Raw genomic sequence first — 18486 nt, 5'->3', positions numbered from 1 at the left:
CCCGCAGTCGATTTCCTGCGGTTCAAATCCGCGAGGGTCAGTTAATTAACGCCCCGCCCTCAATATCAATGATAGACCCCGTGACAAAGGGATTATCAATGGCGAAAAGATACCCTTGCGCGATGTCCTCCGCCCTTCCCCAGGCTTTGGCTGGCAGGGTTTCCGCCGCACCGGCGAGCATTTTTTCCCTCGCGGCGGAGTCCATGCCAGCGTACGCCTCCGTGTCGGTCAGCCCCGGACTCACGACGTTGACGCGCAGCGGTGAAAGCTCTTTCGCCAGCACTTTTGTCGCGGCCTCAATCGCGGCATTCATCGTCGTTTTAACAATGGCGCCCGCCACGGTGCGACGCGCCACGAAGCCGCTGGTGAACGTCAGCGTACCGCGGGGGGCGATGTTCCCGCTGAGATAGCGGGCGACATTGATGCTTCCCCAGAATTTTGTATCAAAGGCCAGCCTTGCAGCGCGGAGATCCAGCCCGGAGATAAGCCCTCCTGGAGCCTGTGAACCCGCGGTAACGACGATATTATTGACCTCACCCAGCGTTTCACCGAGCGCGGCAAGCTCTGCCTCACGGCTGATATCCAGCACGAGGGTGTGAACAGACGCGGCGTGAGTGCTCAGCCGTTGCCGCGCAACGTTCAGCTTCGCGCCGTCACGGCCCGCAAGAATAATTTCCTCGCCTCGCCCGGCAAGCAGGCTGCCCACGGCGAAACCGATGCCGGACGCGCCGCCGATAATTAAGGTTTTACGGGTCATAACGTTTCCTCCTGCAGGATGTAAATGGGGTAATCGGTATAGCCCGTCGCGGTGCCGCCAAACAGCGTGGCGGGGTCTCGCACCTGGGCCAGAGGCAGCTGGTGCGCCAGCCGGTGGGGTAAATCCGGGTTGGCAATAAACGGCCGTCCGAAGGCAATCAAATCGGCATAGCCGGCAGCAAGGATCTTTTCCGCTTTTTCAAGGTCATAGTTACCCGCAACGATAAGGGTTCCGCTAAACGTCTCGCGAAGGGATCGACGGAACTGTTCAGGTACCTGCGGCGCATCGTCCCAGTCGGCTTCCGCCAGGTGGATGAAAGCAATGCCTTTTTGCTCACACCAGGCCGCGAGCGCGAGTATGGCTTCCGTCACCTGCGGATCGTTCATCCCGCGCTGGGTGATAAACGGGGAAAGGCGAATGCCCGTACGCTCGCGGCCAATGGCCTCAGCAATGGCGCTTAACACCTCCTGAGCAAAGCGGATCCGGTTCGCCAGCGTGCCGCCGTACTCATCCGTGCGTTTATTGGATGTCTGACGCAGAAACTGGTCGATCAGATAGCCGTTTCCGCCGTGGATCTCCACGCCATCAAACCCGGCCTGGACGGCATTCAGTGCCGCCTGACGATAGTCCGCAACGATGCTGTGAATCTCCTTGCGCGAGAGCGTTCTCGGCTGCGGGCAGTCAACCATCTGGCCTTCCCCCTGTTCATTCACCACCCACACCTGCGCGTCCGGCGCCAGTGCTGACGGCGCAACGGGCTGACCATTCTGATGAAAACGGGCGTGCGACATTCGCCCCACGTGCCAGAGCTGAGAAAAAATAACCCCGCCCGCCTGATGCACGGCCCCCGTCGTGAGCTGCCATCCTGAAACCTGCTCCGGCGAATGGATGCCGGGTGTCCATGAGTATCCCTGGCCCTGAGGCGAGATCTGCGTGGCTTCCGTGATGATTAATCCGGCGCTGGCCCGCTGCCGGTAATACTCTGCCATCAGCGTGGAGGGAATATTGCCCGGTTGAAGGGAGCGTGCGCGGGTCATCGGCGCCATGACGATACGGTTTTTCAGGTCTTGCTGCCCCAGCCTGTAGCGTTCAAAAAGTGAGGTACGTTGCATGTTTTCATCCCTTATGGTTTGGATGAAATCACTTTACAGACGGCATCTTGTTTTGATAATTACGCTAAAAGCAGATGCACTTTTCGGAAAATATGAATAATGGGCAAACTCGAAGACATGGCATTACTGGTTGAAGTGGCCGAGGCTGGCGGTCTTTCTGCCGCCGGACGACGCCTGTCGCTTTCCCCCGCCACCATGACGGCCAGGCTGAAGGTAATTGAGGAGCGTTACCAGACCCGTCTGTTTCACCGCTCAACGCGGTCCATCACGCTCACCCGCGCCGGGGAAGAGTTTTACCATGCCGCGCTGCGCGTGCTGGAGGAGGTGCATCACGCCGAGTCGTTACTGACGCAAAAAGAAGGCGTGCTCAGCGGCAACATTCGCCTTTCTGCCCCCTCGGACTTTGGCAGACAGTATCTTAGCCCCGCCGTCGTGGAATTCTCCCGACGCCATCCTGACGTTAAATTTTTCATCTCGTTAAAAGAACACGTTGAGGACCTGGTCGCTAACCGGTTGGATATGAGCGTGCGTTTCGGCAACCTGCCGGACAGCAGCCTTGTCGTCAGAAACATCCGCCCGAACCATCGGGTACTGGTCGCCTCCGGGGAGTACCTTAACGAACGCGGCATCCCCGCCACGTTTGCAGATTTGGCTCAGCATCGGTGCCTGGCACTTGAGTCTCAGGGTGTGGTAATGAACGAATGGCGCTTTGAAACCAATGGCGAAGAAAGCATTGTACGCGTAGAGCCTGCCATGGTGTGCGACGACGGAGCATTGCTTCGCCAGTGGGCGCTCAGCGGGGCTGGCATCGCGGGGAAATCGTGGTGGGATGTAAAAGACGATGTTGATACAGGCAGACTCACGGTACTGTTTGCCGACAGCTTCACCGGTTTTAGTCGGTACGATCGCAAAGATGTCGGGCTGCAGTTTGTTTACCCGCAGCGCAAGCTGCAGCCGCTTCAGGTCACGGCGTTTAGCCAGTTTTTTCTCGACTGGCTAAAAAAACAATAACGCAATAAACAGTGATACACTCGCCCGATATAACTCATTATCCCGTCCTAACGGCTTATGACTACAAATATTGCTTTTTTCGACTTCGATGGAACGATAACGTTTTCCGACACCTTCACCCCGTTTATTTATCGCTCTGTTGATGAAAAAACGCTACGGCGTGGAAAGCTGCGCCTTCTTCCCTACATCCTCGCCTATAAAATCGGTGCGTTGTCGGGGTCGGTTTTACGAAAAAAAGTGGTAAGAATAGCGTTAGCTGGCAAATCAGAAGCTGAATTAAAAAAGGCCGGGCTTTTCTACAGTAAAACCGAAATTCCTGCCCTGTTGCGGGAGGATGCCATGAAGAAAATCAGCTGGCATAAGTCTCAAGGGGATACGGTGGTAGTGGTCTCAGCCTCGCTTGATTTATACCTTAAGCCGTGGTGCGAGCAGAATGGTCTGGAACTCTTATGCAGTGAAGTGGCATTTTCAGGTGGAAAAGCAACCGGAAAATACAAAAAGGGTGATTGCAGCGCCCGCTTAAAAAAAACGAAGATCATTGATCATTATGATTTATCTTCCTACAACGTCATCTATGCCTATGGCGATACGAAGGAAGATTTAGACATGCTCTCGCTTGCCTCGAAAAAATTTTATCAGTGGAAAGAGATGGCCTGACCCCGCCATGACATATTAATAAAACATCAAAATAAGAGATAGCGCGCATTTCGGTGACAACCTCAGGACTACTCTGGGAGCGGTTTTCAGGAGGTACAAAACATGAAAAAGCTTCTGATATGTTGTTTGTTTGGTAATACCGCAAACTCTCTCGCCAAAAAGATGCAGTCTCTGGCAGAACGTGAAGGCTTTCCGCTGATGATTAGCGCTGTTGGGCTGGATAACTTCGCCAGTGTCGCTCCCGCTTTCGATGGTTTCCTCGTCGCACCGCACATTCAGTACAAACTCGATGAGATAAAAGAGACGGTGGGTAATACGCGTTCAATCGCCATTATTGAGAGCCTGCCCTATGCGTCTCTGGACGCGAAGAGGGTGTTGAATTTCGTGAAGGAACAGATGCCTGAACTGGCTGCGTGATAGATAAGGCCGCATCGGTTTTGCGGCCTCCGCTCAAAACTCGTCGATACAAGGTTGACCAACCTTATTAATCGCATTGATTATCCTGGCTCTGAGTTCAATTAACGCCGCTTCTTTCTCTTCCAGCTGCTGCAGCTTGCGGCGCAGGGACGCTTGTTTTTGCTCAGCGGTAAATTTGTCGTCAATCCAGACAGCTAAAACCTCTGAGATTTCGGCTAAGGTAAAACCCAGCATTTTGGCATGCTTGATCATGTTTAAACGCTGTAAATCAACGGCGGAATAGACTTTGTAGTTATTGCTGCGATTAGGTTGCGGGATATTCTCTAATAGCCCTTGCCGCTCATAGTAACGCACCGTCTCTTTCGATAATCCCGTTTTCGCACACAGTTCACCAATTCGCATCGCGCCGCCCTCACCTTGTAAAAATCACGCTTGACCGTGTACCTAAGTGCACGGTTTATCCTGTGCGACATACATTAGGGAAACGGGATTAATAATATGAATTCTTTTGATTATACAGGAAAAACAGCGCTGGTTACCGGAGCGTCTTCGGGCATAGGTCGTGATTTCGCCAGGCAGCTCGCGGCCCGCGGCGTGGCCTTGATCCTGATCGCCCGCTCCGAACCAAAGCTGCAGGCGCTTGCCGCAGAGTTAGTCAGAAAGCATGGCGTATCCATCACGATTATTGTGCAGGATTTAGTGAAACCGGAAGCCATTCCCCACATTGTGGAACGGCTTGAAACCTTAAGGCGTTTCCCCGACATTCTGATCAATTGCGCCGGGTTCGCCACCTATGGGCCATTCGAAAAGCTCTCTATCGACAGGCAGCGTGATGAGATAAACGTGAACTGCCTGGCCCCCGTGGAGCTGACGCACGCCATGCTGCCGGGAATGCTCCAGAAAGGCTCGGGGATGATTATTAACGTGGCCTCAACGGCCGCGATGCAGCCGGATCCCTATATGGCGATTTATGGCGCAACCAAAGCCTTCCTGCTCTCGTTTTCGAATGCGCTGTGGGGTGAATATCGCTCAAAGGGCATCCGCGTTCTGGCGCTTTGCCCCGGCGCAACGGATACGGCCTTTTTTGATGTGGTGAATGCTGAGGAAGCCTCGGTAGGTAAAAGAATGCCCGCAGACAAGGTGGTCGCCCTGGCGCTAAAGGCCGTGGAGAGTAACCGTAGCACCCTGATTACCGGATGCGGTAACTGGCTTCTGGGGCAGCTACACCGGTTCGTGACGCGAAAGCGTCTGGTGCTCATCGTTGAAAAAATATTGCGTCCACGCTCGGCTTAAGCAAAAACGGCTCTGTTCAGTGCAAGGGAGTTGCGCTGAAATCCTCGCTTATCGCAGACAGATAGATGCCATAGTGCGCGAAAAACAGTGATACACTTACCCCACCTGGTTGATCGTCCCGTCTGAAGGGCGCATGATGAATGACGGTAACCAAAGTACGAAATGGTCACTCGTTGTTAATCGTAGCCTGTCACGCTAAGCTTAAATAATGACTAAAAATATGAACCCCCCATCAGCACGTGGTCCACTTGACCACGCTGTCAGAGAGCAAATCGTCGAAGCCGCTTTTGAGCACTTCGGTCACTACGGCTATGAAAAAACCACCGTCGCCGAGCTGGCTAAATCCATCGGTTTTTCTAAGTCCTACATTTATAAGTTTTTCGATTCCAAACAGGCTATCGGCGAGGTGATCTGCGCTAACCGCCTGGAGTTGATCATGGCGGCGGTGCTTTCCGCCATCAAGGATGCGCCGTCAGCAAGCGAAAAATTACGCCGTCTTTTCAAAGCGCTCACCGAAGCGGGAAGCGAGCTGTTTTTCCACGACCGTAAGCTGTACGACATTGCCGCCGTCGCCGCACGCGAGCAGTGGCCGTCGACAGAACGGTATGCAGAAAGCCTGATGAAGCTAATTGAGAGCATCATTATCGAAGGCAGGCAGGCCGGAGAGTTTGAGAGAAAAACGCCGCTGGATGAGGTCACACAGGCTATCCACATGGTGATGTGTCCTTTTATCAATCCCATCCAGCTGCAGTACAACCTCGAAATGGCCCCCACCGCGGCGGTGCTTCTCTCTTCACTGATTTTAAGAAGCCTGGCCCCCTAAATTGTGACCATTGACATTTTTGGTCACTAGTCAGAGAATGCGGATACCGTCCTGTTACGTCAAAAAGGTTTCCCATGCTCAGGCTCACTTCAGCCCGCGTTGCCGTTTGTCTCCTGCCGTTTGCCCTGGTGGCATGCGGCGATATTTCCGCGAGTGACGATCCGCGCACAAAGCCACCGCTCGTCAGATCCGCTTCCGTTGAGCTTGCGAACAATACCGCCCGCGCCTTCACGGGCGTTGTGGTCGCAAGAACGCAAAGCGATTTGGGTTTCAGGGTTCAGGGAAAAATCCTTGAGCGACTGGTTGATACGGGGCAGACCGTCAAACAGGGCCAGCCCTTACTGCGCCTGGATCCCGTTGACCTGAAATTACAGGCTCAGGCGCAGCAGCGCGCGGTAGATGCTGCCCAGGCGCGCGCGCGAAAAGCCTCCAGCGATGAAGCGCGCTATCGCGGCCTTGTGGCATCCGGCGCCGTATCTGCCTCGGAGTATGACCAGATCAAAGCGGCGGCCGATACGGCCAGGGCCGATCTCAGCGCCGCCCGGGCCCAGGCCAACGTGGCGCAAAACGCCACGGGCTATGCCGTACTGCTGGCGGATTCAGACGGTGTGGTCATGGAGACGCTCGCCGAGCCGGGTCAGGTCGTCAGTGCCGGACAGGTGGTGATCAGGCTCGCCAGAGCGGGACAACGCGAAGCGCTCGTGCAGCTTCCGGAAACGCTGCGCCCTGCCGTCGGCAGCGAGGCGCAGGCCACCCTTTATGGCAAAGAAGAAAACCCGGTCACCGCAACGCTGCGCCTGCTGTCTGACTCTGCCGATGCCGCGACCCGCACTTATGAAGCCCGATACGTGCTGGATGGCCTGCTGGCAAACGCGCCGCTGGGGGCGACCGTCACGCTGAACATTCAGGACAATAAAGCGGAAGGTCAGGTCATGCAGGTTCCGCTGGCTTCACTCTATGATGCAGGAAAAGGTCCCGGCGTCTGGCGTATTTCCGCCCAGCCGGCAAAAGTCGCATGGACGCCCGTCAAGGTGCTGAGCGTGGGTGAAGATGCGGTGCAGGTTACGGGCGGCGTGAAGCCCGGTGAGAAAATTGTTGCTTTAGGCGCCCATCTTCTGCACGAAGGTGAGGTCGTCAGGCTTGCTAAACAACGCAATGCCGCCCTGACGGAGAACACGCCATGAGCGGAAGCCGCTTCAACCTGTCAGCGCTGGCCGTCCGCGAACGTTCCATCACGCTGTTTCTTATCGTTCTGGTCACCATTGCCGGAATTTACGCCTTTTTTGGGCTCGGACGCGCGGAAGATCCGCCCTTCACGGTAAAGCAAATGACGGTGATAACCGTCTGGCCTGGCGCCACCGCGCAGGAGATCCAGGATCAGGTCGCCGAACCGCTGGAAAAGCGCCTGCAGGAGCTCAAATGGTATGACCGTACCGAAACCTATACCCGTCCCGGCATGGCGTTTATCACGTTGTCATTGCAGGACAAGACCCCGCCTGCCGAAGTGCAGGAGGAGTTCTATCAGGCGCGTAAGAAGCTTGGAGATGAAACTCAACGTCTTCCGGCGGGCGTCATCGGCCCGATGATCAATGACGAATTCTCGGATGTCACCTTTGCCCTCTTTGCCCTGAAAGCGAAAGGCGAACCGCAGCGACAGCTGGTACGTGATGCCGAAGGCCTGCGCCAGCAGCTTCTGCACGTTCCCGGCGTGAAGAAAGTGAACATTATCGGCGAACAGGCCGAGCGGATTTATATCTCCTTCTCCCATGACCGTCTGGCGACGATAGGGCTCTCACCCCAGGATATTTTCAATGCGCTCAACAGCCAGAACGCGTTAACCGCGGCGGGTTCCATTGAGACCCGAGGCGCGCAAATTTTTATCCGCCTGGACGGCGCGTTCGATGAACTGCAGAAAATCCGCGATACGCCTTTTGTTGCTCAGGGCAAAACGCTCAAGCTGTCCGACGTAGCAACGATTGAGCGAGGCTACGAAGATCCCCCGACGATGCTGATACGTAATCAGCATGAACCCACCCTTCTGCTGGGCATCGTGATGCGCGAAGGCTGGAACGGTCTGGCGCTGGGTAAAGCGCTGGATGCGGAAACGGCAAAAATCAATGATAGCCTGCCGCTTGGCATGTCCCTGACCAAAGTCACCGACCAGTCCGTGAATATTCGCTCGTCGGTCGATGAGTTCATGATTAAATTCTTCGTCGCCCTGCTTGTGGTCATGGTGGTGTGTTTTGTCAGCATGGGCTGGCGCGTGGGGGTGGTTGTTGCGGCGGCGGTCCCGCTGACGCTGGCGGTCGTCTTCGTGGTGATGGAAGCCGCGGGAATAAACTTTGACCGCGTCACGCTGGGCTCCCTGATCCTCGCCCTCGGGCTGCTGGTTGACGATGCGATTATCGCTATCGAAATGATGGTGGTAAAAATGGAGGAAGGTTACGACAGAATCAAAGCCTCGGCCTTCGCCTGGAGCCATACCGCCGCGCCCATGCTGGCCGGAACCCTGGTGACGGCCATTGGCTTTATGCCGAATGGTTTTGCCCAGTCGACCGCCGGGGAATACACCAGCAATATGTTCTGGATTGTCGGCCTCGCCCTGATTGCCTCATGGTTTGTCGCGGTGGTGTTCACGCCCTATCTTGGAGTGAAGATCCTGCCAGCGATCCCCAAAGTAGAAGGAGGTCATGCCGCCATCTATAACACGCCTCGCTATAACCGTTTTCGCCAGCTGCTTGGCCGCGTTATTGCCAGGAAATGGCGGGTGGCCGGCGCTGTGGTCACCATATTCATCCTGGCCGTGCTCGGCATGGGGCTGGTAAAAAAACAATTTTTCCCGACCTCCGATCGCCCGGAAGTGCTGGTTGAAGTGCAGATGCCCTACGGCACCTCGATAGCGCAAACCAGCGCCGCAACGGCAAAAATAGAAGCGTGGCTGGGTCAGCAGCCTGAAGCCAGAATTGTTACTGCTTATATTGGTCAGGGTTCGCCCCGCTTTTATCTGGCGATGGCGCCTGAACTGCCCGATCCGTCTTTTGCGAAAATCGTGATCCTGACGGACAGCGAGACGTCACGCGAGGCGCTCAAGCTCCGGCTGAGAGAAGCGGTCGCCAACGGCCTGGCGCCTGAAGCGCGCGTGCGGGTGACCCAGTTGGTGTTTGGCCCTTACTCGCCCTTCCCGGTTGCCTGGCGCGTGACGGGTCCGGATGTCGAACAGGTGCATGACATTGCTGATAAGGTGAAAGCCGTGCTCCAGGCAAGCCCGATGATGAGAACCGTCAACACCGACTGGGGGTCACGCGTTCCCGTATTGCATTTCACCCTCGATCAAAACCGCCTGCAGGCGACCGGCTTAACCTCCAGTGCCGTTGCCGAGCAGCTTCAGTTCCTGCTCTCAGGTGTGCCCGTCACCTCCGTGCGGGAAGATATTCGCTCGGTAGAGGTGATTGGCCGCGCGGCGGGAGATATCCGTCTTGACCCGGCAAAAATCGAGGGCTTTACCCTTGTCGGCAATGCGGGACAGCGCGTTCCGCTGTCTCAAATCGGCAAGATTGAGATTGGTATGGAAGATCCGATCCTCCGTCGTCGCGATCGCACCCCGACGATAACCGTGCGGGGCGATATCGCTAACAATCTTCAGCCACCGGATGTGTCGGTCGCCATCATGAAGCAGCTCCAGCCGATCGTTGATGCGCTGCCGGCCGGATACCGTATCGACATGGCGGGTTCGATTGAGGAATCGGGCAAAGCCACGCAGGCCATGTTGCCGCTGTTCCCGATCATGATTGCCCTGACGCTGCTGATCATCATTTTGCAGGTGCGCTCAATCTCAGCGATGGTGATGGTGTTCTTAACCGCTCCGCTGGGGCTGATTGGCGTGGTGCCTGTACTGTTGATTTTCAATCAGCCGTTTGGCATCAACGCGCTGGTCGGTTTGATCGCCCTTTCCGGCATTCTAATGCGCAATACGCTGATCCTGATCGGTCAAATCGATCATAACCAGAAGGACGGTCTCGAGCCGTTCCAGGCGGTGGTTGAAGCGACGGTCCAGCGCGCACGCCCGGTCCTGCTGACCGCCATGGCCGCCGTGCTGGCGTTCATTCCCCTGACGCATTCGGTGTTCTGGGGCACGCTGGCCTGGACGCTGATCGGCGGGACGCTGGGCGGGACGATCATCACGCTCGTCTTCCTGCCCGCGATGTATGCGATATGGTTCCGGATCCGCCCTTTGGAACAACGCGTGCAGCGCCCCGCAGAAAGCGTGTAAACTACCATGAGTAGATAACAGTTTTGAGGAAAGTATGGTTGTTAAGCGCTTAAGAAAAGAGGACCGCCGCGTGCAGCTGCTCGAGGTTGCACGCGGAATCGTTCGCCAGCAAGGCACGGAGGCATTGACGCTTGGCTACCTGGCCGAGCGGGCCAACGTCACCAAGCCTATCCCCTATGACCACTTTGGCGATCGTGAAGGGTTGCTGATGGCGCTGTACCAGGATTATAGCGATCGGCAGTTGGCGAAATTCCGTGAGACGCTGGCGGTCGACAGCAAAACGCTGGAAAAGACGATCCGCTTTTTCAGTGCCGCCTATATCGACTGCGCCATTACTGCCGGGCCTGAAACCGGGCCAATCGCGGCTGCGCTGTCCGGTTCCCACGCGTTGCAGACGTTTCGTGAGGCATGCGTGGCCGAATGTGCCGACTGCCTGCGTACCGCGCTTTCCCCTTTTATCGTCTTAAAAGGCGTTCAGGGGGAAGCGGTACTGACGGCCATCATTGGCGCGGCGGACGCGCTCAGCACCGCGGCGGGCAACGGCGTACTCGCGCGAAATATTGCAGAAGATATGCTCAGCGGCGCCATGACCGGCGTGCTGGAGACCTACGCGAATAGCACAAAATGATCGTCGGGGGCGGATTGACACCTAAGTTACCAACAGTAATATAGGTGTCACTTCTCCCCCATTCTGAGGTCGCTATGTCTGCTACACATGCCATTAATAACGCACTGATCGTGACGGCTCACCCTGTCGACAATTCATTATCCCATTCGCTGGCAACCCATATTGCCGGAAAATTACGCGAGCAAGGTACGCAGGTTGAAATCGCCGATCTGCATGCTGAAGGGTTTAATCCGGCCATGTCTCGCGCCGACCTTGATTTGTATCACGGCGATCCGAGCGCCCTTCCCGACGATATTCTGCGCGAGCAGCAGCGCGTCGAGCGTGCGGATATGCTGGTGTTTGTCTTCCCCGTGTACTGGTGGTCGGTCCCCGCGCTGTTGAAAGGCTGGTTCGATCGCGTATTAACCCTGAACTGGGCGTATAAGGTGGCCGACGACGGACGGATTGTGGGCAACTTACGGGATGTTCCCGTCCGCCTGATTGCCACTGGCGGCAGCGATCTCACCGGATTTGATAAACACGGCTATTCGACGGCGATTCAGACGCAGATTGTCGAAGGTGTATTTGGCTTCTGCGGGTTGAAGAACGTTAAGCTCGATATCCTTTACCAGGCAGATACAGCGACGCCTGAGCAGGTTGAGGAATTCCTGAAAGGGCTCGGCAGTATTCAGTAATATCATCCCGGCGCAACGCTAACGTTGCACCTACTGATGTTGGTGTATTGAAGAGAATCTCTCACCAGCGCTATAACTGTACGCGATAGTTACGCTAACAGCGAAATAAACAAAGGTCATTGCATGTATCAGTCAGTTCAGCCAACAACCACGCTCACCACCACCGGAACCTTCGGCGGCGTGAGTGTATCTGTAGCAAACGACTGACAAACAGAACCTCAATCCCCGCCAGTCTGGACGGGGAAATATCTCTCCGTTCACCACCCTCTGAATGGAGAAATAAAATGGTTTCGTCTGACAATGCACTCCTGGTTATCGACATGCAGCAGGGCCTCTTCCGGGGCCCGGTTTCCCCCTGTTCCGCCGATGCCGTTCTGGAAAATATCCGTTTGTTAATCACCCACGCGCGACGCGCGCAGGTGCCCCTCTTTTTTGCCCGCCATATTGGACCAGACGACTCCCCGCTCTCAGAGAAGGGTCCGTTAACACAGCTGATACCCGAACTGGGCGTGAAGGAGCAGGATGTTGTTTTCACCAAGCGCTATCCCAGCTGTTTTAGGGATACGGTATTGCTGCGAGAACTTAATCAGCGAGGTGTCAAACAGCTGGTCATTGCCGGGATGAAAACAGAATTTTGCGTTGATACGACCTGTCGGGCCGCACCGGAGCTGGGTTTCAGGACGGTACTGATTTCTGATGCGCATACCACAATGGATAATGACTATTTATCCGCCAGCGACATTATTGCCCATCACAACAGCACCCTGGCAGGTCCGTTCGTGACGCTGTCGACTGCCCGCGACTGGCATTTTAATAGGGCGAGTTGAGTTGGCGGGTTCGTCTCTCTCTCTTACCCGGTGCGCCTTTGCGCGCCGGGAACATGAGAGCACAATTACAGGGTAAAACCACCGTCACCCACCTGTGCCTGGGCGTACCATTTCATCAGCTCCGCGCTACCGGGTGCGTTCTCAGCCGGTGACCATGGGGCGGTATCGTGCTCAGGAACGGGCTGGTAGACACCGTGTTTTACCTCAAAAATAACGCCGCCCTTATCCAGCGACAGCACGGCATGCCAGGTACCGGCATCCATCTCCAGCACTTTGCAGTCTTCACCTAACACCACGCGCTGGGTCACGTTACCGCTGTCATCAAAATTCAACACCAGAAAGCGACCGCTCAGCGCCGTCAGCAGTTCAAACGTGTGCGGGTGGCGATGGGGGCGAACATAGGTACCGGGTTCCATCGCGATGGCCAAGCGCTGCACCGGGTCGCTCAGCTCAGGGTGTAAATTGCGATGGGCGCGTAAGCGAGGAGAATTTGCAGCCTGCTCGCTTTGTTGCTGCAGGTCACTGAAAGTAATTTGTTTCATATACACCTTTGTGAATGGGGTCATCTGACGGCAACCCGATTGCCGCAAGACGTTATACCATCCTGAACGGTTATGGACGATGGCATTTGTGAAACAAATCGCTGCAACGTGAGGATGTGCGTGATTGCACTCCAAAGCGCAACATTGAGTAAAACTCACATTGATTCCCACTATTTATCGTTTTTCAAAAGTGACGCCCCTGAAATACCATCCATTCATCCCTGGGATAGAAAAATAAATAATACCAAGCCTGTATGGAGCACCTATGACACTCGATGTTTTATTCCATGTAATGAACATTATCTCGCCTCATAAATTTAGCGCCCAAGCAAATGTGCATGAGTTGATAACGTTACTTTCAACAGAAAAAGAAAACTCAGAAGCGCTTTCACCTTTCATCCACCGACTGCACCTCCTCTCTTTCGCCCAAAGCAATCCGGGCAACGCCGAAGAGTTGCTCTCAGCGCATTTACCAAAAGAGGATGGGATCCTTCCGCTGCTTGACTTTGCGCAGTGGCCAAAGGTGCGTTACGCCGCGTCAGGCGAAGCTCAGACGCGTGAATCGGAGGATTATTTCCGTGAAATGACCTCGGCTGCCAATCTGTTACGCACTGCGCTGATCGATGCTGAACGCGCAAAAGGGACGCCTGCGCTTTATATTCTCGATAAATTACTTAACCTGAACAGCGCCCTGCCGGAAAGATATAAAAAGATGGCGAATATTCCCTACGCATAAATACGTTCAATATGCGGAATATCCCATAATAAATATTCCGCTATTTATTAAACCCGCTTTTCATTGTAATTAAGACAGACGATATCCAAAGAAGGCACCACCGGTGCGTTAAGGTTTAGCCACGCCAGCAGCCGTTCAATACTCTGGCCTCTGAGCGAATTTTTGGGCCAGACAAGGTAGTAACCGTCCCCTGTTGCTATCGCCTCCCTGAAAGGCAGCGCGAGCAGGCCGCTTTTCAGCGCGTCGAGCGTGAGCCGGAGATCTGCCATCGCCACGCCGTGTCCGTGCATGGCCGCAAGGCTTCCCTGCTCCAGGGTATCGAACACGATTCCACCGCTCATGTCGAGGCCGGGGAATAAGCCCGTCCTTTTCAGCCAGCGCTTCCAGTCCCGTCTGTCCGGTGACGGATGAATAAGATCGCAATCTGGAAGCGTATGCCGGGCAGACTCCAGCAAAGACGGAGTACAAACGGGAATAAGCCATTCGCTGAACAGCAGCCTGCTTTCTGTTGACTCGCCGAAATAGCCGTTACCGAGGAGGATCGCACAATCGTAAGGCTCACGACTGAAATCAACCGTGTCGAAGTCCATCCAGACGCTGGCAATTTCGATTTTCGGCTTCGCGTGGTTCTCGCGTAAGGATTTAAGCACATCCAGAAGCCATCGCATCGTCAGCGAGCTGGGCGCTTTAAGGCGCAGAAGGTGGTTTTCACTTTTGAATGCACGACAGGCCCACTCAATATTCGAGAAACTTTCGCTAAGCTGCCCAGCCAGAATACGTCCGGCATCGCTGACCTCCACTCTCGGCCCCTGTCGTTTAAACAGCTCGCAGTCGAACCACATTTCCAGCGTCTGGACATGCCTGCTGACCGCCCCCGGCGTGATATGGAGTGTTTCAGCCGCTTTGCTGAAGGAGTTCAGCCGTGCGGCAACTTCGAACGCGCGCAGCGCATACAGTGGCGGTAAAGACATACATTCCCTTTTTGTAAGGTGTAATCATGCAGTTTATGTATTATCGGCACACGGTGACGTTTCATCCCATTCCTCAGCCGGAAACGCCAGCAGCAATTCCCTCAGCAGGGACTCAAGCTGCGCGTGCTGCGCGTCAGACAAGTTGCTCAGCAGCGCATTTTGCGTCTGTGTGTGCACGATCAGCGCCTGTTCGATACGATCCTGCCCGCGCGGTGTCAGGCTTACGAGCGTGCTGCGCTTGTCATCCGGATCGGCAATTCGCCTGATAAGCCCTTGCTTTTCGAGATGGCTGAGCCGGTTCGTCATCGCCCCTGAGGTGATCAACAGCGATTTATACAGCTGTGTGGGGGAAAGGCAGTACGGCTCACCGGCGCGGCGCAGCGTGGCGAGCACGTCAAACTCGCCCTCGCGAAAACCAAACTGCGCCATCGCCTCCGCCCATTCTTTTCCCAGATGCTTCATCAGCCGGAGCATTCGGCCAAAAATTTTCATCGATGAGGCGTCCAGTTCCGGCATGGCACGGCTCCACTGGCCGACAACGAAGTCTACATGGTCTTTCATTTTCACCCCTGATGGTGTGGGTATTTATCCTGTTGTGCGGTACATCTTACGCAAAAACACATTTTATCTTAACGTTAAGATAAATGCTTGTGGCAATTTGCCCGGCCATTCACAACCGAAAAGGATCTCCTGTTGAAACGCACATCGCCTTTACTCTTCGCCGTTATCGCTTTTATCGTCGGGCTGAACCTGCGCCCCATTCTGGCCTCTGTCGGACCGTTGTTTTCCGTGCTGCAGCGCGAAGCGGGGCTAACGGCTACGCAATTTAGCCTGCTGACCACCCTGCCGGTCGCGATGATGGGACTGGCTGCCCTGTGTGGCCCCTGGCTTTTAGCCAGAGTTGGTGCCGTACGGGGAATTATGCTCGGTCTCTTCATCCTGCTTGTGGCCTGTTTATTACGCGGTTTTAGCGCCTCACCGGAGAGTCTTATGGGCACCGCGTTACTGGGCGGGGCCAGTATCGGCATGATCCAGGCCTTAATGCCTGCCCTGATAAAAAAGGAATATACGCAAATGGCCAGCACGGTAATGTCGCTATTCAGCACGGGCATTATGGCCGGTGCGGCAGTCGCTGCCGCCAGCGCCGAGCCGTTGTTTTCATGGCTGACGCTGAAGCCCGCGCTGGCAATGGCCGGGCTGTTAGCGCTGCTGGCGCTGATACTGTGGTTAACCCTGGTTAAGCATCCTCAGGGGGAAAAAACAGCCCCCGAAACCGTTACGCTCTCCTCCTCCCGTACGGCACTGCTGTTGCTCTTTTTCGGCGTGGGAACGGGAGCCTATACGCTGGTATTGGCCTGGCTGCCCCCACTTTATATTCAGGCGGGATGGTCCGCACGCAGCAGCGGCTACATGCTGGCCTGGCTGACGTTAACCGAGGTTGTCGCAGGGTTTGCCGTCTCCGCGCTGATCGGTAAATTCCCCGACCGTCGCGTGCCGCTGATCGCCGTATTGTTGCTGCTGCTGGCGGGACTCCTGTGTCTGGTCTTTTCGCCGGGTACAACGCCGGTATTATCTACGCTACTGCTTGGCATCGGGATCGGCGCCCTCTTCCCGCTGTCGCTGATCGTCACATTCGATCATGCGCGAACGCCCGCTCAGGCCGGGAAGTTACTGTCAAAAGTTCAGGGAGGTGGATACATGATCGCCGCGCTCATGCCGTTAATTGCGGGGATCGTTCGCGACAGTTCGGTCTCTCTGACCAGCGCATGGCTGATCATGAGTGCGGGAGTCGTGCTGCTGATCGTCATCGCGTTGAATTTTAAACCCGTCGTGGGCGTGCAGGCACGATGAATGCGATACCAGAATTGAGAGTCGTATTTCAGCCAGTCGTAATATAAATTCAGGGTGAATTTCACCTCACGCAGGAGTAGATATGTCGCAGACGTTAGCGGGAATGGATGTCTTGTTTGTCGCCGGGTTCGGGCCCATTTCTCGGGATACGGAGTCCAGCACCGCGTTTTATGTCCAGACACTCGGCCTTCCGCTGAAGCCGATGGAAGGGAATAGCGATTATCTGCTCACTGAAGAGGGCCAACTGGCAGGCGTGAAGCATTTTGCTGTCTGGCCGCTCGCACAGGCGGCTATGTCATGTTTTGGAGAAGAACAGTGGCCCGCAGAGCACCCGATACCGCAGGGATGGGTTGAATACGAAGTACAGGATCTCGATTCTGCTACCCGTATTCTGAGTGAAAAAGGCTATCGGTTACTGGTGGCTAACCGTATGGAACCGTGGGGGCAAACCGTCACTCGCCTGCTCAGCCCGGAAGGCTTGCTTACCGGGCTGACGATTACGCCGTGGCTGCGTGGATAGAGGATGTTATAACGTGCTGGCTTATATCACGATAGGGACAAATGACTTTCAACGCGCCTTGAACTTTTATGACGCCATTTTTAACGTGCTGGGCTATTCACGTCTGCCCGCCCGGACTGATAGCTGGGCAATGTGGGGAAACGAAAATCATCCGGATGACGAATTTAGCTTCTGCATTTGTCCTCCTTTTGACCAGCAACCCGCGACAGCGGGAAACGGGACAATGTTCGCATTCAGAGCCGATAACGCGGAAATTGTCAGACGCTTCCATGCAGCGGGCCTCCGTGCGGGTGGGAAAAATGAAGGCGTGCCCGGTACACGAACCGCCTACGGCCCCGATTTTTATGTTGCCTATCTGCGCGATCATGACGGGCATAAACTGGCATGCGTTTACCGGAATTATTCACCTGATGCAGATACGCTCTCAGGAGAAGAAGAGTCACTTCACTAATAAAATTTTACAGTATGGTCCGCTTTGAGCGAGGAGCGGACACTGGGTTTACCCTTTCGGTAAAACTTAACTGGAAGATTTCGATACGACACCAGACCCGCTAAACAACATGCGGATGCCGAGGCCTATCATGACAACGCCTGTAAATCGAGGAGCGGACACTGGGTTTACCCTTTCGGTAAAACTTAACTGGAAGATTTCGATACGACACCAGACCCGCTAAACAACATGCGGATGCCGAGGCCTATCATGACAACGCCTGTAAATCGTTCCTGCCATTTGATAAAGCCTGGGTGTTTACTTAGCCAGTTTCCAAATGTCCCTGATGCCATTGCGACTGATCCCAGGGAAATAATTCCTGCCAGCTTCTGGATACTCCCCAGAACAAGCAATTGCAGCCAGACAGGACCCGCGGCGGGATCGACAAACTGAGGAAGAAAAGCGAACATGAACAGTAGGGATTTGGGGTTAGTCAGGCTGTTCAAGGCGCCTTCTTTAACGGCACTCCAGTCAGAAATTTTGGCAGTTTTTCGCAGCCGCGTATCTGTGCCTGAAGTCGCAATCATTTTTATGCCCAGCCACATCAGATAAGCCGCACCAGCCCACCTTAACAGATCTAGCGCAACCGGCCAGGCATGAACAACGGCTACCAACCCCAGGACAAGAAAAGAAACTTGCACAAAACCAGCTACAAATACATTACCCAGTACCGTAAGCAGTGCAATACGTCTTCCCTGACCGACTCCTCTTGCGATAGTTAGCATCATGTCTGGTCCCGGAGAAATCTCCAGAAGCGTTAGCGCGAGAAGAAAAGTGATAAACGTTTCGATGGAAGGCATCTTGGTTGAGTCCGGATAAATATTTCTGCTACGTTACCTCAGTCCGATTCGAGCCGAAAGTGGAATATACTGCAGCGAGAAGAAAAGTGATAAACGTTTCGATGGAA

General features: G+C 55.0%; 21 protein-coding genes. 14 read left to right on the top strand and 7 right to left on the bottom strand.

The window, feature by feature from the left end; all coding sequences use genetic code 11:
* Positions 1–37 precede the first annotated feature (37 nt).
* Both P349_RS19040 and P349_RS19045 read right to left on the bottom strand, forming a co-directional pair.
* Entirely contained in the window at positions 38–757 is a 720-nt protein-coding gene (locus P349_RS19040; protein WP_032647028.1) for an SDR family oxidoreductase, read from the bottom strand.
* The gene (locus tag P349_RS19045; protein WP_032647027.1) at positions 754–1869 is read right to left on the bottom strand and encodes an alkene reductase; all 1116 of its coding nucleotides are present in this window, start codon (positions 1867–1869) and stop codon (positions 754–756) included. The genes P349_RS19040 and P349_RS19045 overlap by 4 nt, the downstream gene beginning before the upstream one ends.
* Before the next feature lie 99 nt (positions 1870–1968).
* Between P349_RS19045 and P349_RS19050 the strand changes: the two genes are divergently transcribed.
* From P349_RS19050 to P349_RS19060, 3 genes are all read left to right on the top strand, one after another.
* Positions 1969–2880, top strand: coding sequence for a LysR family transcriptional regulator (locus tag P349_RS19050; RefSeq protein WP_032647025.1), 912 nt, complete (start codon positions 1969–1971; stop codon positions 2878–2880).
* A 57-nt stretch (positions 2881–2937) separates the two neighbouring features.
* Positions 2938–3537 carry an HAD-IB family phosphatase gene (locus P349_RS19055; protein WP_032647022.1) on the top strand — a complete coding sequence of 200 codons (600 nt, stop codon included), beginning with the start codon at positions 2938–2940 and terminating at the stop codon, positions 3535–3537.
* A 102-nt stretch (positions 3538–3639) separates the two neighbouring features.
* Positions 3640–3954, top strand: coding sequence for a PTS sugar transporter subunit IIB (locus P349_RS19060; protein ID WP_032647020.1), 315 nt, complete (start codon positions 3640–3642; stop codon positions 3952–3954).
* Between the two features lie 33 nt (positions 3955–3987).
* Here the strand turns inward: P349_RS19060 and P349_RS19065 are convergent, their stop codons facing one another.
* Positions 3988–4356 carry a MerR family transcriptional regulator gene (locus tag P349_RS19065; RefSeq protein WP_024908012.1) on the bottom strand — a complete coding sequence of 123 codons (369 nt, stop codon included), beginning with the start codon at positions 4354–4356 and terminating at the stop codon, positions 3988–3990.
* Positions 4357–4452: 96 nt separating this feature from the next.
* Between P349_RS19065 and P349_RS19070 the strand changes: the two genes are divergently transcribed.
* The 7 genes from P349_RS19070 to P349_RS19100 all read left to right on the top strand — a co-directional run bounded on the left by P349_RS19070 (position 4453) and on the right by P349_RS19100 (position 12469).
* On the top strand, positions 4453–5247 hold the full coding sequence (locus tag P349_RS19070) for an SDR family NAD(P)-dependent oxidoreductase (RefSeq protein WP_032647018.1): 795 nt from the start codon (positions 4453–4455) through the stop codon (positions 5245–5247).
* 208 nt (positions 5248–5455) lie between these two features.
* Positions 5456–6070, top strand: a complete 615-nt coding sequence (locus P349_RS19075) for a TetR/AcrR family transcriptional regulator (RefSeq protein WP_024908014.1) — start codon at positions 5456–5458, stop codon at positions 6068–6070.
* Positions 6071–6144: 74 nt separating this feature from the next.
* A complete protein-coding gene (locus tag P349_RS19080) occupies positions 6145–7254 on the top strand; it encodes an efflux RND transporter periplasmic adaptor subunit (RefSeq protein WP_032647017.1) in 1110 nt (369 codons plus the stop codon).
* Positions 7251–10340 (top strand): efflux RND transporter permease subunit, encoded by a 3090-nt coding sequence (locus P349_RS19085; protein ID WP_032647015.1) that lies wholly within the window; start codon positions 7251–7253, stop codon positions 10338–10340. Before P349_RS19080 ends, P349_RS19085 begins: the two co-directional genes overlap by 4 nt.
* Positions 10341–10374: 34 nt before the next feature.
* Positions 10375–10968 (top strand): TetR/AcrR family transcriptional regulator, encoded by a 594-nt coding sequence (locus tag P349_RS19090; protein WP_024908017.1) that lies wholly within the window; start codon positions 10375–10377, stop codon positions 10966–10968.
* A 74-nt stretch (positions 10969–11042) separates the two neighbouring features.
* A complete protein-coding gene (locus P349_RS19095; RefSeq protein WP_032647011.1) occupies positions 11043–11642 on the top strand; it encodes an NAD(P)H-dependent oxidoreductase in 600 nt (199 codons plus the stop codon).
* A 284-nt stretch (positions 11643–11926) separates the two neighbouring features.
* Positions 11927–12469, top strand: a complete 543-nt coding sequence (locus P349_RS19100; RefSeq protein ID WP_032647009.1) for a cysteine hydrolase family protein — start codon at positions 11927–11929, stop codon at positions 12467–12469.
* 65 nt (positions 12470–12534) lie between these two features.
* Here P349_RS19100 and P349_RS19105 read toward each other — a convergent pair whose 3' ends face one another.
* Positions 12535–13011, bottom strand: coding sequence for a WbuC family cupin fold metalloprotein (locus P349_RS19105; RefSeq protein ID WP_032647007.1), 477 nt, complete (start codon positions 13009–13011; stop codon positions 12535–12537).
* A 265-nt stretch (positions 13012–13276) separates the two neighbouring features.
* On the opposite strand from P349_RS19105, the gene P349_RS19110 reads away from it, so the two are divergent.
* On the top strand, positions 13277–13747 hold the full coding sequence (locus P349_RS19110; RefSeq protein ID WP_032647005.1) for a hypothetical protein: 471 nt from the start codon (positions 13277–13279) through the stop codon (positions 13745–13747).
* 47 nt (positions 13748–13794) lie between these two features.
* On the opposite strand, the gene P349_RS19115 is transcribed toward P349_RS19110, so the two are convergent.
* Positions 13795–14718: a LysR substrate-binding domain-containing protein gene (locus P349_RS19115; protein WP_032647004.1), complete on the bottom strand. Its 924-nt coding sequence runs from the start codon at positions 14716–14718 to the stop codon at positions 13795–13797.
* Positions 14719–14751: 33 nt separating this feature from the next.
* Positions 14752–15279, bottom strand: coding sequence for a MarR family winged helix-turn-helix transcriptional regulator (locus P349_RS19120; RefSeq protein WP_032647001.1), 528 nt, complete (start codon positions 15277–15279; stop codon positions 14752–14754).
* 132 nt (positions 15280–15411) lie between these two features.
* Between P349_RS19120 and P349_RS19125 the strand changes: the two genes are divergently transcribed.
* From P349_RS19125 to P349_RS25190, 3 genes are all read left to right on the top strand, one after another.
* On the top strand, positions 15412–16569 hold the full coding sequence (locus P349_RS19125; protein ID WP_032646999.1) for an MFS transporter: 1158 nt from the start codon (positions 15412–15414) through the stop codon (positions 16567–16569).
* A gap of 82 nt (positions 16570–16651) precedes the next feature.
* Positions 16652–17089 (top strand): VOC family protein, encoded by a 438-nt coding sequence (locus P349_RS19130; protein WP_032646998.1) that lies wholly within the window; start codon positions 16652–16654, stop codon positions 17087–17089.
* A gap of 13 nt (positions 17090–17102) precedes the next feature.
* Positions 17103–17540, top strand: coding sequence for a VOC family protein (locus P349_RS25190; protein WP_071995273.1), 438 nt, complete (start codon positions 17103–17105; stop codon positions 17538–17540).
* A gap of 185 nt (positions 17541–17725) precedes the next feature.
* On the opposite strand, the gene P349_RS19135 is transcribed toward P349_RS25190, so the two are convergent.
* On the bottom strand, positions 17726–18379 hold the full coding sequence (locus tag P349_RS19135) for a LysE family translocator (protein WP_032646101.1): 654 nt from the start codon (positions 18377–18379) through the stop codon (positions 17726–17728).
* Between the last annotated feature and the right edge of the window lie 107 nt (positions 18380–18486).

This window comes from Enterobacter sp. DC4 (assembly GCF_000568095.1).
Lineage (GTDB): Bacteria > Pseudomonadota > Gammaproteobacteria > Enterobacterales > Enterobacteriaceae > Enterobacter > Enterobacter pseudoroggenkampii.
This window is presented reverse-complemented; position numbering and strand designations above follow the sequence as displayed.

What these genes read in the sequence shown, in the direction of transcription:
- P349_RS19050 (WP_032647025.1), top strand. Translation starts at nt 1,969, where the DNA reads ATGGGCAAACTCGAAGACATGGCATTACTGGTTGAAGTGGCCGAGGCT.
- P349_RS19095 (WP_032647011.1), top strand. Translation starts at nt 11,043, where the DNA reads ATGTCTGCTACACATGCCATTAATAACGCACTGATCGTGACGGCTCAC.
- P349_RS19065 (WP_024908012.1), bottom strand. Translation starts at nt 4,356, where the DNA reads ATGCGAATTGGTGAACTGTGTGCGAAAACGGGATTATCGAAAGAGACG.
- P349_RS19085 (WP_032647015.1), top strand. Translation starts at nt 7,251, where the DNA reads ATGAGCGGAAGCCGCTTCAACCTGTCAGCGCTGGCCGTCCGCGAACGT.
- P349_RS19045 (WP_032647027.1), bottom strand. Translation starts at nt 1,869, where the DNA reads ATGCAACGTACCTCACTTTTTGAACGCTACAGGCTGGGGCAGCAAGAC.
- P349_RS19105 (WP_032647007.1), bottom strand. Translation starts at nt 13,011, where the DNA reads ATGAAACAAATTACTTTCAGTGACCTGCAGCAACAAAGCGAGCAGGCT.
- P349_RS19040 (WP_032647028.1), bottom strand. Translation starts at nt 757, where the DNA reads ATGACCCGTAAAACCTTAATTATCGGCGGCGCGTCCGGCATCGGTTTC.
- P349_RS19135 (WP_032646101.1), bottom strand. Translation starts at nt 18,379, where the DNA reads ATGCCTTCCATCGAAACGTTTATCACTTTTCTTCTCGCGCTAACGCTT.
- P349_RS19115 (WP_032647004.1), bottom strand. Translation starts at nt 14,718, where the DNA reads ATGTCTTTACCGCCACTGTATGCGCTGCGCGCGTTCGAAGTTGCCGCA.
- P349_RS19070 (WP_032647018.1), top strand. Translation starts at nt 4,453, where the DNA reads ATGAATTCTTTTGATTATACAGGAAAAACAGCGCTGGTTACCGGAGCG.
- P349_RS19110 (WP_032647005.1), top strand. Translation starts at nt 13,277, where the DNA reads ATGACACTCGATGTTTTATTCCATGTAATGAACATTATCTCGCCTCAT.
- P349_RS19075 (WP_024908014.1), top strand. Translation starts at nt 5,456, where the DNA reads ATGACTAAAAATATGAACCCCCCATCAGCACGTGGTCCACTTGACCAC.
- P349_RS19080 (WP_032647017.1), top strand. Translation starts at nt 6,145, where the DNA reads ATGCTCAGGCTCACTTCAGCCCGCGTTGCCGTTTGTCTCCTGCCGTTT.
- P349_RS19130 (WP_032646998.1), top strand. Translation starts at nt 16,652, where the DNA reads ATGTCGCAGACGTTAGCGGGAATGGATGTCTTGTTTGTCGCCGGGTTC.
- P349_RS19060 (WP_032647020.1), top strand. Translation starts at nt 3,640, where the DNA reads ATGAAAAAGCTTCTGATATGTTGTTTGTTTGGTAATACCGCAAACTCT.
- P349_RS19090 (WP_024908017.1), top strand. Translation starts at nt 10,375, where the DNA reads ATGGTTGTTAAGCGCTTAAGAAAAGAGGACCGCCGCGTGCAGCTGCTC.
- P349_RS19120 (WP_032647001.1), bottom strand. Translation starts at nt 15,279, where the DNA reads ATGAAAGACCATGTAGACTTCGTTGTCGGCCAGTGGAGCCGTGCCATG.
- P349_RS19055 (WP_032647022.1), top strand. Translation starts at nt 2,938, where the DNA reads ATGACTACAAATATTGCTTTTTTCGACTTCGATGGAACGATAACGTTT.
- P349_RS19100 (WP_032647009.1), top strand. Translation starts at nt 11,927, where the DNA reads ATGGTTTCGTCTGACAATGCACTCCTGGTTATCGACATGCAGCAGGGC.